Here is a 12,226-nt window from a genome sequence, read left to right as displayed (position 1 = left end):
AACCCGGGCAGTGGCTCGTCACCCGGCCCGTCCGGGGACACGGGGACCTCGCCGTCGACCTTCTTGACCGAGGACACGACAAACCCGGCGGTCCAACGGCGCTCACCGTCGGCCGTCTCGTCCTCCACGTGCTTCGCGCAGCGAGCAGTGACGACGAACGTGATGGTCTCGCCGATCTCCGGGTCGTGGGGGAGCAGGTCAGATGGGGAGCCCGAGAAGCGGGCACGCATGTTTCGAGATTCAGACATGGGGATTCTCCTTGGTGGGTGTGGCGGGACGGATGACGTACGAGTCGCGCCAGGCTGGGAGGGCGAAGCTGGGGTGGGTGGAGTGCTCGTCGCCGGAAAGTGCGGCCGCGTCGGCGCTCGCGTCGACACCGACCTCGGGATCGAATCCGGTGCTGAGCGTCGGGCCGTCGTCAAAGATCGACCGCCAGTCGATCTCCACGGCGTGTGGTTCGTAGCAGCCGCCGCCGGTGCGCAGGCGCTGTATGAGATCGGAGGAGTTGAGCGTCACGACTGTGCACTCGCCCAGAACTGTTCGAACACCAGGTGCTCGTCCGAGTCGACTGACGCGATTCCCACCGACCGGCTACCCCACCCGCCGGCACCTTGCGGGAACAGGACCCAGAGGCGACGGCCGGTCACCTTTTCCCATGTGCTGACGCCGGTGACCTCTAGCACGCGGGTGATGTAGTCCATGCCGCGTCCCGTACCGACGCGGCCGAGGAACTTGCCGTCCTCGTCTCGCTGGGGTGTGTCGAGGCAGTAATCGCCGGTGGGAGAGATGCCGCCGCCCTCCCAGGTGCAAGTGATTGACGCGGTGAACAGGCCCCGGTCGTTCATCCCGAGAGCTGTGGAGCTGACCGTGGCGAGCTGCGCTTCGTAGGAGGTGCCGTCAATCTCGATCGATGTCTTCGCGCTGCGCATCACCGCTCACCGGCCTGGGCGTTCTCGAGAAAGTCAATGAACTGGGAGGCCTCGACCTTGGTCAGCTCCGCCGACGAGGTGAATGGTCGACCGAAGTTCTTCTCCAGGTACTCAAGCTTCTCCGCGCGCTCGTTGAACCCCTCCTCCTTCAGCAGGATCGCGAGCTTCTGCTGCTGCGACCGGGTGCACATCTCGACACCGCCCGACACATCCGCCGCCTCGGAGCCACCCGACCCCGACCCCTCGGGGGCCGGGGCGGGCGACTCCTCACCCGTGCCCGACTCCGCCGCTGCCGGGGTGTCCTCGTCACCCGGCAGCGGCGGCATCCCCGCGGACACGGCCTGCCCCGAACCCTCCTCGGCCGGAGCAGGAGCCTGAGACTTCGCCGACTCGACCGCGCGGGACGGCGCAGACCGGCGAGCCGTCTTACGCGCGGCCGGCGCCGACCGCTGCGCCGTCGCCTGAACGGGGGCGGGAGCGGGCTCGTCGAGATCCTCAAGATCCTCCGACAGGGCGAACCCGTTGAGCACCTCCGGGAACATGTAGCGACACATCCGCGACGACGCGCGGGCAACCAGCTTGTCGGCCGGGTACGAACCGAGGTCGATGCGGGCCTTCTTCGCCTGGTCCGCGGTGAAGGTGAACTGCTGCCACTCCTCGCCGCCCTTGCGGCGTGCACGGATGCGGCATCGGGTCTCGGTCGACTCCTCGATCACGTACTCGTGGCCGGACTCGATGATCCGGCGGCGCATGTACTCGGCGGCGAAGCCGATTTTGCCCTTGATGACGTGCATGTTGGCCAGGGCGTCGATGGGGGTGATGCCCATCTCGTAGCCCTTCATCATGGCGGCGGCCACGCTGTGGGGCTTGCCCTTCCAGGCGTCGGGGACGAAGTCGGTAGCGGCGAGCACTTCGGCGGCCTTCCAGGAGCCCTGGAACAGGTCGAACCACTCGCGCATGTGGTGACCGTGCTGCTCCCAGGGTGACGGTGCGGGGGCCTGCGTGGCGGCGGGAACGACCTCGAATGGGGAGGTGGTGTCGGGCAGGTTGTTCATGCTGATCTCCTTGCAGTGGTGCGTGCGTATGTACAGGCGCGGCAGTAGCGGGCGGATGGGCGAGCGGGAACGACGATGAGGTTCCAGCCCTGGTAGGGGTGCCCGGCGGGGCAGTGGGTCATGTTGACGTTGTGGTCGGTGCCGTGGCGCCGCTTGTCGTAGTTGTTCCCGGATCGGCTGTCCCATCGGAGGTTGGCCAGTCGGTTGTCGGACGGGTCGCCGTTGTTGTGGCAGCCGTCCGCGCCCTCAGGCGCCGGGCCAACGAACGCGGCCAGGACGGCGCGGTGAACGAGCACGGACTCGCGGACGCCGCCGACGCTGAGGGTGAGGGTCTGGTAGCCGTGCGACCCGGTGAAGGTGCGCATGAGGCCGTAGCGGAGGGATCGGACGCGCCCGTGGTCACTGACCTCGTACAGGCCCTCGTAGCCGGGGATACTCTTCCAGCGCTCACCCACGACAACCTCCGTGGTTGTGGTCGGTTTCGAGACGATTCTCGTGGGTGAGCGCCTGGTGGGCGATGGACAGCAGTTCGGCGAGTTCGTCGCGGCCGATCCGGTGGGCGGTGATGTAGAAGGTCAGCAGGTCGCGGTTCTCGCCGGTGAGCTCGACGGTCGTCATGAAGCCCGGCGGGATCGACTGGTTGTCCTCCACGCCGTGGGTGTGCATCGCCACCCCGGCGATCGGGCGCCGGTCGCCGGTCACGACGCGACCTGCATGGGCGGCTCGAGTGCGTCGAGGACGTACTCGCGGGAGTGGTCGGCGAAGTCGGCGACCTGCTGCACGTACCGGAACCGCAGGAACGTCGACTCGTCGGCGCGGACCGGGATCAGGTCGTAGCCGTCGGCGCGGACGTGGATCGCTGCGACCAGATCTACCGGGCGGGAGGCCTGCACGTTCTTCCCGTCGAGGGATCCCCACTGCTCGGCGAACCGGTAGGCGGACAGCTGCAGGGCGGTCTCGCCGAAGATCCCGGACCGGCTGGTCTTGATGTCCAGCAGAGCTCGGAGGCGAGTGTCCGGGTCTTCGGGGTTGACGATGGTGGCGTACAGGTCGGCGGTGCCCGCGTACCCGTACTTCGGGCTCATGACGACGAACTCGACGAGCTCTGCTTGCACGTCCCATTCGTCGAGGAACCGGACGTAGGAGTCGACGTGGCCGGCCAGTTCGTCAGGGACGGTGACTTCTTGACCGACGACGAGCTTCTCGGCGAGGGCGTGGACCTCGGTTCCGCGTTTGGCGGCGGCGTCGAGGTCGGCGTATCGGGCGCCTTTGAGCTTGTCGAGCCGCTTGGAGGGGGTGAGGTCGCCGAGCTCGTCCCAGTGGTCGACGGCGTATCCGGCGGTGGTGTTGGCGGCCCAGCCGACGAGGGCGGGCTTGGGGACGCCGTTGGACAGGATGGTGGTGACGCCGGGGACCTTCTGGCCGTTGGCGTCGCGGTAGCCGTGGCCGCGACCGTAGTTACGGCGGGTGAACGGCGCTACGAATGTGGGCATGGTGAAGTCCTCAGCTCAGGTGGTGGGGTGGTTGCGCAGGTAGTCGGCCTGCTCGATGGCGAGCTGGTCGTCGATGTGTTTGGCGGCGTCTTCGCGGGACCAGCCGCGAGAGGCCCAGTCGTCGTATAGCCATTCGCGCGCGGCGTCGAGCTCCTCGTCGGACAACTCCGGTTCTGTGGCGGCGCAGCGGTCGAGAGGATTCACCATGTCGGCGCCCCCATGAGGGCCAGGCCGAACCAGATGGCGGCGAACAGGGCCGCCCCGGCCACGCTGATGATGAGCGCCTGCCAGAATGCCCCGGCCAGGGCCTCACGCAGTGTGAACCCGAACGCGAGGCCGAACCCGGTGCTGAGTGCGAAGATCATGGCGAACGCGACGGCGAACCAGTAGAGGACGATCAGAATCCCCATGCCAGCCACCTCCCGAAGTCGCTGGCGACCGAGCCCCAGAGCACGAGAGCGAACAGCACGGTGACGATGGAGACTGGGCCGACGGCGTTCGCCCACCTCGCACGTGGACCGGTCGAGAAGGCGTGGTGCCTCTCGTTCAGGCGATCCATCCGGCCGCTGTTGCCGACGGCCATCGCTTCCCGGTCGCGGGCGTCCTCGAGAGCGGTGCCGGCGGGGTGACGGTGCATCGCCTCCTCACGCGTCATGACGACACCGCCATTGGCTGACCCGCCGCGACCCACGCGTCCAACGAGGACCGCGGAATCCGCCACGGCCCGCCCACCTTGTCCCGCGACGCCCGGATCACACCGAGCTCGCACAGCGAGGCGACCGTCTTCGGGTCGCGGCCCACCAGAGCGCCCGCCTCCTGTGAGGTGAGGACGAGCTTGAACGATGCCCGGGCGACGTCTACGCGGGTCGTCATGCTGGCACCGTCACAACGCTGGCGTTCCACACGACGGCGAGCGGCGCCTGACGAACCAGGTTGTGTCGGGCGGACGCCCGACACGTGCCCCAGAGCCGGCTCTTGCCCTCGCCGAATGGCTCGGGGGCGCGGGTAATGACGAACTCTCGAGGCGGGAGTGGTGAGCCGTCGGCGAGCTTGCCGCACGGGATTGCGGTTACGGTTGCGGTATCGTTCTTCACGACAGACCTCTTTCTGTTCATGGCCCCGACCGGATGCCCCCGGTGCGGGGCCGTTCTCATGCAGCGCGAGGACCGCGATGCGCGACAGTTCGCTTCGTAGTGCGAGACGAATTGGGCACGAAAAGGGTGCCCGGGAGGACGCTCAGCGCCTCCTCGATCAGTTCGCCGATCTGCTTCGTGCAAGTTGACCGCTCGCCCGTGACGAGCATGTGGATGAACTGCCGGCTGCAACCGCAGTAGCGGGCGAGCCGCGCCTGGGAGAAGTCGGCGTTCTCCATGTACCTGACGAGCAGGTCGGCATCTCGAACCTTCATCCAAACCCCTCGTGATCGGCTTCGACGCCTCATGGCGACAGACATAGATTCCTCCCGGTGCGCTTCGTTGTCAAGCGGTACGCAACAAAACGTAGCGCACTGCTTGACAAAGCGTCAAGCACTTACACCGCTGTAGTTCGGCACGTCGCAGGTCATAACTAGTGCGAACATGCGGTTAACTAGTTGACGCGCAATCGCGACACTTTTGCGTTCTGCGGTTGACGGGCCCGGCCAACTGCCATTGCCAGGCACACCACGAAAGCGAGACGGTCTAGCCGTGCATGAGTACAAGCGCTTCGTACAGGAGCAGATGGACGCAAGGGGCTGGCGCCAAGCCGACCTCGTCCGCGCCTCCGGCCTCAGCAGGGCTCTGGTATCCCGGATCCTCCGGGACGACCGGCCCCGGCTGGGCCAGATGCCGGACGAATCGACGATGGCCGGCATCGCCAAGGCGTTCAGTCTCCCCACTGAGACGGTGCGAACCGCGGCCGCTCGTGCACTCCGGGGCTACGCCGACGACGGCGAAGCCCTCACCGCCGACCTGAGCGCCGTCAGCATCGACGCGCTGCTAATGGAAATTCGCAGGAGAGTGCAGGGCAATGAAGACCAGGGCACGACGCACGCGCAGGGCGATACGCCGACTGATGCAGAGACTGGGACTCGCGGAACCCCCATGAAGGGCGCCGACGTCGCCTGGCTCGAGGATCACCGAGCCCCGGACGTCGACGACATGCTCGACCGCGTCACCACTGAAGCCCGCCGGCAAGACGAAGCGGACGAGGAACGGGACGAACCGCTGCCGTACGACCCCGAACAGCTGCACGCCGCACGCGACCTGCCCGGGCGCTCGAAGGGGCAGTGGCTTCGGGAGCAGCAAGACCGAGACGCCGAGGTGGGCGATGTCGATGGACCAGAGGAAGGTGCCTGATGCCAGGTTACGGATTTCGTCTCTTCGCGATGGATCTAGTGATCCGAGACGGGCGAACACCTCAGAAGTGGCCTGACACCAAAGTAGGTGGCCGAAAAGTCGACTTTGTGAGCGTTCTCAAAGATGTTCTCCAAGACGCGAAGGGGACAAAGGAGTTCGGGACACCACGTGCACCCGGGGAACCCCCGCTGACGGCTGCGGAGCGGCGCATCCGCCCGTGTTTCCGCGTTGAGAGCGTGTCTGAACTTGGCACCAACAACTTGATGCTCCAGGTTCGCTACGGGCGCCACAAGGACGAGGACTTGGGAGTGCCTTTGGGGGAGGACTCGACTGACGACACGCCCCTCGGCGACCTGGCCCCAACGCGCGCATACCGGGTCGTTATCCTGCCTCCGACTGCCGGTACGACGGGGCTGCTGGCCGTCGAGTCGATCGGCGGTGCATGCCCGACGATGTACGTCCTGAAGTGGATTCGTCGGTGGATGTACGACCGAGCACAAGCCACCCTGGGGCACGAGAACGAGTGGTACAAGCTACGCGCATTTGCGGCAGCCGACCATGACCGGCTGAAGAAGTATCTGAACCAGGCTGCCCTTGACCACGCAGTCTTGATTCGTCGGAGCGTCGCCGACTCGCGACTTAGGTCGGACGAGATCTTTAGGATCGAAGCTGGCATTTTCGACAACTCGGAAGCCGATTTGCGCGAGCTGGCCAAAGGGGTGCTCGTGAGGGAGTCAGACGAAGCCGAGGGCGAGCGTGATGATCTGCTCGACGACCCCAGCTTGGCGGACGAAGTAGGGCAGGCAATCGAGGAAGAGGACTCGATCGCAGCAGCGGATGCAACGTTCGCCAGTGCTATGGGGTCACTGCTTGGTGGCGGCCTGGGCGAGTTGACCTATGACGACGGATACCTCGTGCTCGACACCGACACGGGGAAAGAGGCAGTTAGCCCGTCCCGGCTTCCCGAGGTCTTCACCTATCCCGTTTCATCGGACCGGCCATCTGACGCTGGCCTGCGGGCGGAGATCAAGGTCAAGGCCCTCTCGATTCGTAAGGAGATCGGTGCAACAATCGATCTCAGTTCGTGGTAGCAGGGGAGGTGCGCGCGATGATGTCTAGATTCTCGGTCTCATCGTTGGTGGCTGCGCATTGGAAGGGGCTGACCCAGCCGTCGAACGGTGCACCTCCCAAGCCAGATTGGGTAGCACGGGGAGTCCTCTGCGTCGGTGCCTTCGTCGCGATGCTCGCAGGGTTTGTCACTCGGGCAGACCTGGGAGAACCTGCCTTAAGGCTAGCGGCGTTCGCGCTGCTGACCGGATCCCTACTTACTGTGTTCTCGCAGCTTGCCTCATTCCGGTTGAAGCTCACCGAGTGGTTCGACGCCGATGATCTCGGTCATCGCGTAGAGAAAGACATGGTCGACGAGTCAGTCGCCCATGTGCTCTTCGCCGCAGTCCTGTCCCTCCTGGCTGCCGGTGTAACCGCGGTGGGGGCACTGCTTCCGCAGTCTGAGGGGCTGTTCGGCGCCATCGCTGGTTCAGTGCTCGCTGGCGTCACGTTTGCCCTGGTGTACTACGTAGTCGGGTTAGTCGTAATCACTCTTCCGAGGTTGTACGCGGCCTACGTATCAGTGAACGATGTCGACAGATCCTTGAACGGCATTGTCAAGGACAATCGCTTGCGGCCGATGCGCAGAACCTAGGAACTACACGGGTGTAATCCCAGCTCAAGTGGGGTTCTTGTCGTACTTGCGTGGTCCTATCCCGTCATGCGTGAATACCGATACCACCCGTGGCGGGCCCTGCGGGGTCTGCCACATATCACCCTCAGGTGGTCCGCAGCCGTCGCGAGGGGAAGCATCGACGGCCACACGATCACCCTGCACCCACTGCTCACCCAGGCGGAGCGTCGGTCAACGCTGGCGCACGAGCTGGTGCACCTCGAGCGAGGGCCGGCCCCGCCCCACCTAGTTGCCCGGGAGGAGCAGCTTGTGGAGGAGATTGCCGCGCGCCGGCTCGTCGGTCTGGACGACCTCGCCGACGCAATTGTGTGGCACGACGGCCGCGCCCACGACTGCATGGCTGACGACCTCTGGGTGGACCGCGCCATCCTCGTCGCGCGGATCCGGGCCCTGCGTCCGGACGAGCGTGCCTACATTGAACAGATCGTCGCCCGACGGGAGGAGACCGCGTGACCGAGCTCGAGCACCAGATCATGCGGTTCGAGGGGCGCTGGTGGCGGCTGGCCGGGTCCAAGGATGCCGCGATCCGAGACGAGCTCGACCTCGCGCCTACGCGCTACTACCAACTGCTGCACCAGCTCGTGGGCCGGGATGACGTCCACGCCGCCTACCCGGTGCTGGTGAACCGTCTCCGCCGCCGCATGTCCCGCCGTCCGGCCCGGCCCGCGGTCGGCACCCTCGACCTCGCCTAAGGAGCCACATGGCGAACGTCACCGCCTACGACACCGCCTCCGGGCGCCGCTACAGGGTCCGCTACCGGCGACCCGACGGCCGGCAGACCGACAAACGCGGCTTCGCCACGAAGAAGGCCGCCGAACTGTGGGCGTCCCAGAACACCGTCGACCTCGCCACCGGCGCCTGGTTGTCCCCGGAGGCGGGGAAGACGCCCCTGGGGGCTGTGGCGGACGCGTGGCTGGCATCCAAGACCCGGGTGACCCCGAAGACCCGCGCGGGCTACACCACCACAGTGAAGCTGCACCTGGCGCCGCTGCGGGACCTGCCCGTCGCGAAGCTCACACCGGCCGTCATTCAGGACTGGGTCGACAACTTCGACGGGTCACCGAAGACGGTGCGCAATGCGGCGTCGATCCTTCACTCGATCATGGGTCGCGCGGTCCGCGATCGGCTCGTTCAGGCCAATCCGTGCGACGGAATCGAGCTGCCGAAGGTGTCGGAGGGCGAGCGCCGCTACCTCACCGCGGCGCAGGTGGAATCCCTCGCGCAGGTATCGAAGCGGCCGACGCTCGTGAACACCCTCGCCTACACAGGGATGCGGTGGGGTGAGATCGCCGCCTTGCAGGTGGCGGACGTGGACCCGAAGGCCCGCCGCGTGTACGTGCGGAGGTCAGTGACCGAGGTGTCAGGGACTCTGCACTGGGGTGAGACGAAGGGCCGGAAGGTGCGGAAGATCCCGGTGTCGCCGTTCCTCGCGGACCAGCTGCGGTTCGCGATCAAGGATAAGGGCCCCGACGAGTTGGTGTTCACCGCGGCGCGTGGGGGAGTGCTGCGCTACCGCAATGCCCGCCGGTGGTGGGACGCGGCCGTCGCCAAAGCCGATGTTCCCGACGGGCTCACCCCGCACGAACTGCGGCACACCTGCGCCTCCCTGGCGATCCGAGCCGGAGCGAACATCAAGGTGCTCCAGGAGATGCTCGGCCACGAGTCCGCCGCGCTCACACTCGACCGATACGGGCACCTCTACGACGATGACCTCGACGCGATCGCCGACGCCCTGGAGGGACTGCGCTCACGGGAATGTGGGCAAAATGTGGGCACGGCGACCGGTTGAGTGCCGGTCGCCGTGCCAAAAACACGCCCTGACCTGGGCGCCCCCGAGAGGATTCGAACCCCTGACCAGCCGGGTAGAAACCGGATGCTCTATCCACTGAGCTACGGAGGCCTGCGACGCCCGCGTCCGGCGTCGCCGGAAGGATGATAGCCGATCCGGGGGTGTGCGCCGCAGCCGCGAATCGGCCCGTGGCGATCGGGTTAATACGATGGTGGCCATGACGTCGTCCAAGTCGACACCCGCCCGCGCCGGAACGCTCACGACCCGCAGCGTGGTGCCCGTCGTGATCCTGCTCGCGGTGGTGGCCGCCGCGGTGGTGATCCCGCTGTCGGGCATGTCCACGGAGGTGGCGCTCGCGCTGGTGGGCGTCCCGGACCCGGGCGTTCTCACCACGGCCGGGCTCCCGGCGGTCCGAGCGGTGGGCGAGCTGCTCGCCGCGGTGGCGGTGGGGACGGCCCTGTTCGCGGCGTTCTTCACCCCGCCCCAGAAGGACAAGACCCTCGACGTGGACGGGTACCGATCGCAGCGGATCTCCTCGTGGGCCAACATCTCGTGGGCGGTGGCCGCGGCTCTGCTCATCCCGCTGACCCTGTCGGACGTCTCCGGCCGCACGTTCTGGGCGGCGCTGCCCCCGGACCAGTGGATCGTGGCGATCAACCAGATCGACGTGGCCTCGTCCTGGCGGTGGGCGGCGGTGATCGCGCTGGTGGCCGGGATCGGTCAGCGGCTCACCGTGAGCTGGCGCTGGTCGGTGATCTGGTTGGGCGTGTCGGTGCTCTCGCTCCTGCCGGTGGCGGCCACGGGGCACGCCTCAGGGAGCACCGCGCACGACATCGCCACCAACTCGCTGATCATCCACCTGTTCGCCGCCGCGTTCTACGTGGGCGGGCTGGTCGCCGTGCTGGCCCACACCATGCGGGGCGGCTCCCGCGTGGCCCTGGCCCTGCGCCGCTACTCGGTGGTGGCGACCATCGCGATCATCGCGCTCGGGTTCTCCGGCATCATCAACGCGCTCGTGCGGCTGCACCCGGCCGACCTGTTCTCCTCCACCTACGGGCTGCTCGTGGTGTCCAAGGCGCTCCTGCTGGTCCTGCTCGCGCTGTTCGGCCTGGCCATCCGCCGCCGGATCATCGCCAGGATCGAGTCCAGATCGGCAAACGCTCCCGTCGACCGGCCGACCCTGGTGCGGATAGCGCTGGTCGAATCCGTGGTGATGGCGGGCACGATCGGGCTCTCGGTCTCGCTCGGTCGCACCCCGCCGCCGGCGCCGCTGTACGTGCCCACTCGCCAGGAGGCGCTCCTGGGCTTCGAGCTCCCCGGGCCGTTCTCACTCGGCACCGTGTTCGGGGTGTGGCGCTTCGACCTGGTGCTGGGCCTGGCCGCGGTCATCCTGCTGAGCCTGTACGTGTGGGGCCTGATCACACTGCGTCGCCGCGGTGACACCTGGCCGGTGGGCCGAACCGTGGCCTGGGTGCTCGGCTGCGTGATCCTGTTCCTCACCACCAGTTCTGGCATGGGGATGTACATGATGGCCGACTTCGCCAGCCACATGGTGGGGCACATGCTCATCTCGATGCTCGTGCCGGTGCTCCTCGCACTCGGCGGGCCGCTGACCCTGGCGTTGCGGGCGCTCCCGGCCGCGGGGCGTGGGAACCCGCCCGGGCCCCGTGAGTGGATCGTCGAGTTCATCAACAACCCCCTGTCCCGCTTCCTCACCCACCCGATCGTGGCCTCCGTGCAGTTCGTGGCGGGTTTCTACATCATCTACTTCGGCGGGTTCTACGAGGGCCTGGCCTCAGAACATCTGGGCCACATGTTCATGAACGTGCACTTCCTCATCAGTGGGTACCTGTTCTACTGGGTGATCATCGGTGTCGACGCCGCACCGCGGCACTTCTCGCCGCTCTACAAGCTCATGGTGCTGCTCAGCTCGCTGCCGTTCCACGCCTTCTTCGGCATCATGCTCATGAACTACAAGACCGTGCTCGCCGAGAACTGGTACGGCGGGATCGGACTGCCCTGGATCCCGGATCTCCTTCAGAGCCAGCAGGTCGGCGGCGGAGTCGCGTGGGCGGCGGGGGAGATCCCGCTGTTCATCGTCATGTTGGCCCTGGCGTGGCAGTGGTACCAGAGCGACATGCGGGACGCCCGGCGCGGCGAGCGCCAGGCCGAGCGTGACGACGACGCCGAGCTCAAGGCCTACAACGAGATGCTCAGCGCGATGTCCCGGGCGGACCGCAAGTCCTGAGGGGCGACCACCTCGTCGTCGGCGGCCCGCTTCTGCACACCCTGCCCGTCCCTCCACAGACCGGGCGCCGCGAGCGGCGCGACCGGGATTCGACGACGACGAGGTGGGGCACGCTCTGGGGCACGAGGCCGACGCACGGTCGGCCCGAGTGTGACAGGAGCGAGACCATGAACGAGACCCACACCACCGTCCGCGGAACCGTGATCACCGCCCCCACCACCCGCCGGGTCGGCGAGGACTCGGTCCTCTCCTTCCGGGTGGCCAGCAACACCCGCTACCAGGACCGCGACACCGGGGAGTGGAAGACGGGCGGCACGCTGTACTTCTCGGCCAATTGTTGGGGCAGGCTGGGCCAGCGGGCGTCCGGGACGCTGGTCAAGGGCGACGGCATCATCGTCCAGGGCCGCCTGCTGACCAACGAGTACGAGAAGGAGGGCAGGATCCAGCGGGATCTGGAGATGCGGGTCACCGCACTGGGACCGGACCTGTCCCGGATGGACGTGACGATGCGCAGGGCCCAGACCGAGGGATCCGGGCCGGCTCCCGAGGGGGAGGGGCCGGGCCGTCCGCAGGAGGCGGCGGGCGCGCCGGACGCCATGGAGATCGGGTCCCGCGACGCCGGCGAGGCGCCGGAG

20 protein-coding genes and 1 tRNA gene are annotated in these 12,226 nt (G+C 67.1%); 8 read left to right on the top strand and 13 right to left on the bottom strand.

Annotated features, from left to right (window positions below; genetic code table 11):
- The 12 genes from G6026_RS02100 to G6026_RS02045 form a co-directional block, all read right to left on the bottom strand.
- The coding region (locus G6026_RS02100; RefSeq protein ID WP_182612123.1) for a hypothetical protein at window positions 1–248 on the bottom strand (248 nt) is incomplete at its 3' end.
- A complete protein-coding gene (locus G6026_RS02095) occupies window positions 241–516 on the bottom strand; it encodes a hypothetical protein (RefSeq protein WP_182612122.1) in 276 nt (91 codons plus the stop codon). The genes G6026_RS02095 and G6026_RS02100, both read right to left, overlap by 8 nt.
- The gene (locus G6026_RS02090) at window positions 513–929 is read right to left on the bottom strand and encodes a hypothetical protein (protein WP_182612121.1); all 417 of its coding nucleotides are present in this window, start codon (window positions 927–929) and stop codon (window positions 513–515) included. Before G6026_RS02090 ends, G6026_RS02095 begins: the two co-directional genes overlap by 4 nt.
- Window positions 929–1,984 carry a hypothetical protein gene (locus tag G6026_RS02085; protein ID WP_182612120.1) on the bottom strand — a complete coding sequence of 352 codons (1,056 nt, stop codon included), beginning with the start codon at window positions 1,982–1,984 and terminating at the stop codon, window positions 929–931. The genes G6026_RS02090 and G6026_RS02085 overlap by 1 nt, the downstream gene beginning before the upstream one ends.
- Complete coding sequence (locus G6026_RS02080) at window positions 1,981–2,439, bottom strand: NUMOD4 motif-containing HNH endonuclease (protein ID WP_182612119.1); 459 nt, start codon at window positions 2,437–2,439, stop codon at window positions 1,981–1,983. Before G6026_RS02080 ends, G6026_RS02085 begins: the two co-directional genes overlap by 4 nt.
- On the bottom strand, window positions 2,432–2,686 hold the full coding sequence (locus G6026_RS02075) for a hypothetical protein (RefSeq protein ID WP_182612118.1): 255 nt from the start codon (window positions 2,684–2,686) through the stop codon (window positions 2,432–2,434). The genes G6026_RS02080 and G6026_RS02075 overlap by 8 nt, the downstream gene beginning before the upstream one ends.
- Window positions 2,683–3,477: a hypothetical protein gene (locus tag G6026_RS02070; protein ID WP_182612117.1), complete on the bottom strand. Its 795-nt coding sequence runs from the start codon at window positions 3,475–3,477 to the stop codon at window positions 2,683–2,685. The genes G6026_RS02075 and G6026_RS02070 overlap by 4 nt, the downstream gene beginning before the upstream one ends.
- Window positions 3,478–3,492: 15 nt before the next feature.
- On the bottom strand, window positions 3,493–3,684 hold the full coding sequence (locus G6026_RS02065) for a hypothetical protein (RefSeq protein WP_182612116.1): 192 nt from the start codon (window positions 3,682–3,684) through the stop codon (window positions 3,493–3,495).
- Window positions 3,678–3,887 (bottom strand): hypothetical protein, encoded by a 210-nt coding sequence (locus G6026_RS02060; protein WP_182612115.1) that lies wholly within the window; start codon window positions 3,885–3,887, stop codon window positions 3,678–3,680. The genes G6026_RS02065 and G6026_RS02060 overlap by 7 nt, the downstream gene beginning before the upstream one ends.
- Window positions 3,875–4,132: a hypothetical protein gene (locus G6026_RS02055; protein WP_182612114.1), complete on the bottom strand. Its 258-nt coding sequence runs from the start codon at window positions 4,130–4,132 to the stop codon at window positions 3,875–3,877. Before G6026_RS02055 ends, G6026_RS02060 begins: the two co-directional genes overlap by 13 nt.
- The gene (locus G6026_RS02050; RefSeq protein ID WP_182612113.1) at window positions 4,129–4,350 is read right to left on the bottom strand and encodes a helix-turn-helix domain-containing protein; all 222 of its coding nucleotides are present in this window, start codon (window positions 4,348–4,350) and stop codon (window positions 4,129–4,131) included. Before G6026_RS02050 ends, G6026_RS02055 begins: the two co-directional genes overlap by 4 nt.
- Window positions 4,351–4,627: 277 nt before the next feature.
- On the bottom strand, window positions 4,628–4,885 hold the full coding sequence (locus G6026_RS02045; protein ID WP_182612112.1) for an XRE family transcriptional regulator: 258 nt from the start codon (window positions 4,883–4,885) through the stop codon (window positions 4,628–4,630).
- Window positions 4,886–5,162: 277 nt separating this feature from the next.
- Between G6026_RS02045 and G6026_RS02040 the strand changes: the two genes are divergently transcribed.
- The 6 genes from G6026_RS02040 to G6026_RS02015 all read left to right on the top strand — a co-directional run bounded on the left by G6026_RS02040 (window position 5,163) and on the right by G6026_RS02015 (window position 9,343).
- Window positions 5,163–5,813 carry a helix-turn-helix transcriptional regulator gene (locus tag G6026_RS02040; protein ID WP_182612111.1) on the top strand — a complete coding sequence of 217 codons (651 nt, stop codon included), beginning with the start codon at window positions 5,163–5,165 and terminating at the stop codon, window positions 5,811–5,813.
- A gap of 107 nt (window positions 5,814–5,920) precedes the next feature.
- Complete coding sequence (locus tag G6026_RS02035; RefSeq protein WP_182612110.1) at window positions 5,921–6,904, top strand: hypothetical protein; 984 nt, start codon at window positions 5,921–5,923, stop codon at window positions 6,902–6,904.
- Between the two features lie 17 nt (window positions 6,905–6,921).
- Complete coding sequence (locus G6026_RS02030; protein ID WP_182612109.1) at window positions 6,922–7,515, top strand: hypothetical protein; 594 nt, start codon at window positions 6,922–6,924, stop codon at window positions 7,513–7,515.
- 66 nt (window positions 7,516–7,581) lie between these two features.
- Window positions 7,582–8,007, top strand: coding sequence for an ImmA/IrrE family metallo-endopeptidase (locus G6026_RS02025; protein WP_182612108.1), 426 nt, complete (start codon window positions 7,582–7,584; stop codon window positions 8,005–8,007).
- Complete coding sequence (locus G6026_RS02020) at window positions 8,004–8,246, top strand: DUF3263 domain-containing protein (RefSeq protein WP_309230131.1); 243 nt, start codon at window positions 8,004–8,006, stop codon at window positions 8,244–8,246. The genes G6026_RS02025 and G6026_RS02020 overlap by 4 nt, the downstream gene beginning before the upstream one ends.
- Window positions 8,247–8,254: 8 nt before the next feature.
- A complete protein-coding gene (locus G6026_RS02015; RefSeq protein WP_182612107.1) occupies window positions 8,255–9,343 on the top strand; it encodes a tyrosine-type recombinase/integrase in 1,089 nt (362 codons plus the stop codon).
- Window positions 9,344–9,381: 38 nt separating this feature from the next.
- Here G6026_RS02015 and G6026_RS02010 read toward each other — a convergent pair.
- Window positions 9,382–9,454, bottom strand: a tRNA-Arg gene (locus G6026_RS02010).
- A 106-nt stretch (window positions 9,455–9,560) separates the two neighbouring features.
- Here G6026_RS02010 and G6026_RS02005 point away from each other — a divergent pair.
- Both G6026_RS02005 and G6026_RS02000 read left to right on the top strand, forming a co-directional pair.
- Window positions 9,561–11,591 (top strand): cytochrome c oxidase assembly protein, encoded by a 2,031-nt coding sequence (locus tag G6026_RS02005; protein ID WP_107758019.1) that lies wholly within the window; start codon window positions 9,561–9,563, stop codon window positions 11,589–11,591.
- A 167-nt stretch (window positions 11,592–11,758) separates the two neighbouring features.
- The coding region (locus G6026_RS02000) for a single-stranded DNA-binding protein (protein WP_182612106.1) at window positions 11,759–12,226 on the top strand (468 nt) is incomplete at its 3' end.

This window comes from Dietzia sp. DQ11-38-2 (assembly GCF_014145055.1).
GTDB lineage: Bacteria > Actinomycetota > Actinomycetes > Mycobacteriales > Mycobacteriaceae > Dietzia.
Note: the sequence above shows the minus strand (reverse complement) of the source record. Positions and strands in the feature narration are given on the sequence as shown.

Bases quoted from the DNA above. Each gene is read 5' to 3' on its own strand.
- G6026_RS02030 (WP_182612109.1), top strand. From the start codon at position 6,922: ATGATGTCTAGATTCTCGGTCTCATCGTTGGTGGCTGCGCATTGGAAG.
- G6026_RS02055 (WP_182612114.1), bottom strand. From the start codon at position 4,132: ATGACGCGTGAGGAGGCGATGCACCGTCACCCCGCCGGCACCGCTCTC.
- G6026_RS02065 (WP_182612116.1), bottom strand. From the start codon at position 3,684: ATGGTGAATCCTCTCGACCGCTGCGCCGCCACAGAACCGGAGTTGTCC.
- G6026_RS02025 (WP_182612108.1), top strand. From the start codon at position 7,582: ATGCGTGAATACCGATACCACCCGTGGCGGGCCCTGCGGGGTCTGCCA.
- G6026_RS02045 (WP_182612112.1), bottom strand. From the start codon at position 4,885: ATGAAGGTTCGAGATGCCGACCTGCTCGTCAGGTACATGGAGAACGCC.
- G6026_RS02070 (WP_182612117.1), bottom strand. From the start codon at position 3,477: ATGCCCACATTCGTAGCGCCGTTCACCCGCCGTAACTACGGTCGCGGC.
- G6026_RS02090 (WP_182612121.1), bottom strand. From the start codon at position 929: ATGCGCAGCGCGAAGACATCGATCGAGATTGACGGCACCTCCTACGAA.
- G6026_RS02015 (WP_182612107.1), top strand. From the start codon at position 8,255: ATGGCGAACGTCACCGCCTACGACACCGCCTCCGGGCGCCGCTACAGG.
- G6026_RS02005 (WP_107758019.1), top strand. From the start codon at position 9,561: ATGACGTCGTCCAAGTCGACACCCGCCCGCGCCGGAACGCTCACGACC.
- G6026_RS02060 (WP_182612115.1), bottom strand. From the start codon at position 3,887: ATGGGGATTCTGATCGTCCTCTACTGGTTCGCCGTCGCGTTCGCCATG.
- G6026_RS02085 (WP_182612120.1), bottom strand. From the start codon at position 1,984: ATGAACAACCTGCCCGACACCACCTCCCCATTCGAGGTCGTTCCCGCC.
- G6026_RS02050 (WP_182612113.1), bottom strand. From the start codon at position 4,350: ATGACGACCCGCGTAGACGTCGCCCGGGCATCGTTCAAGCTCGTCCTC.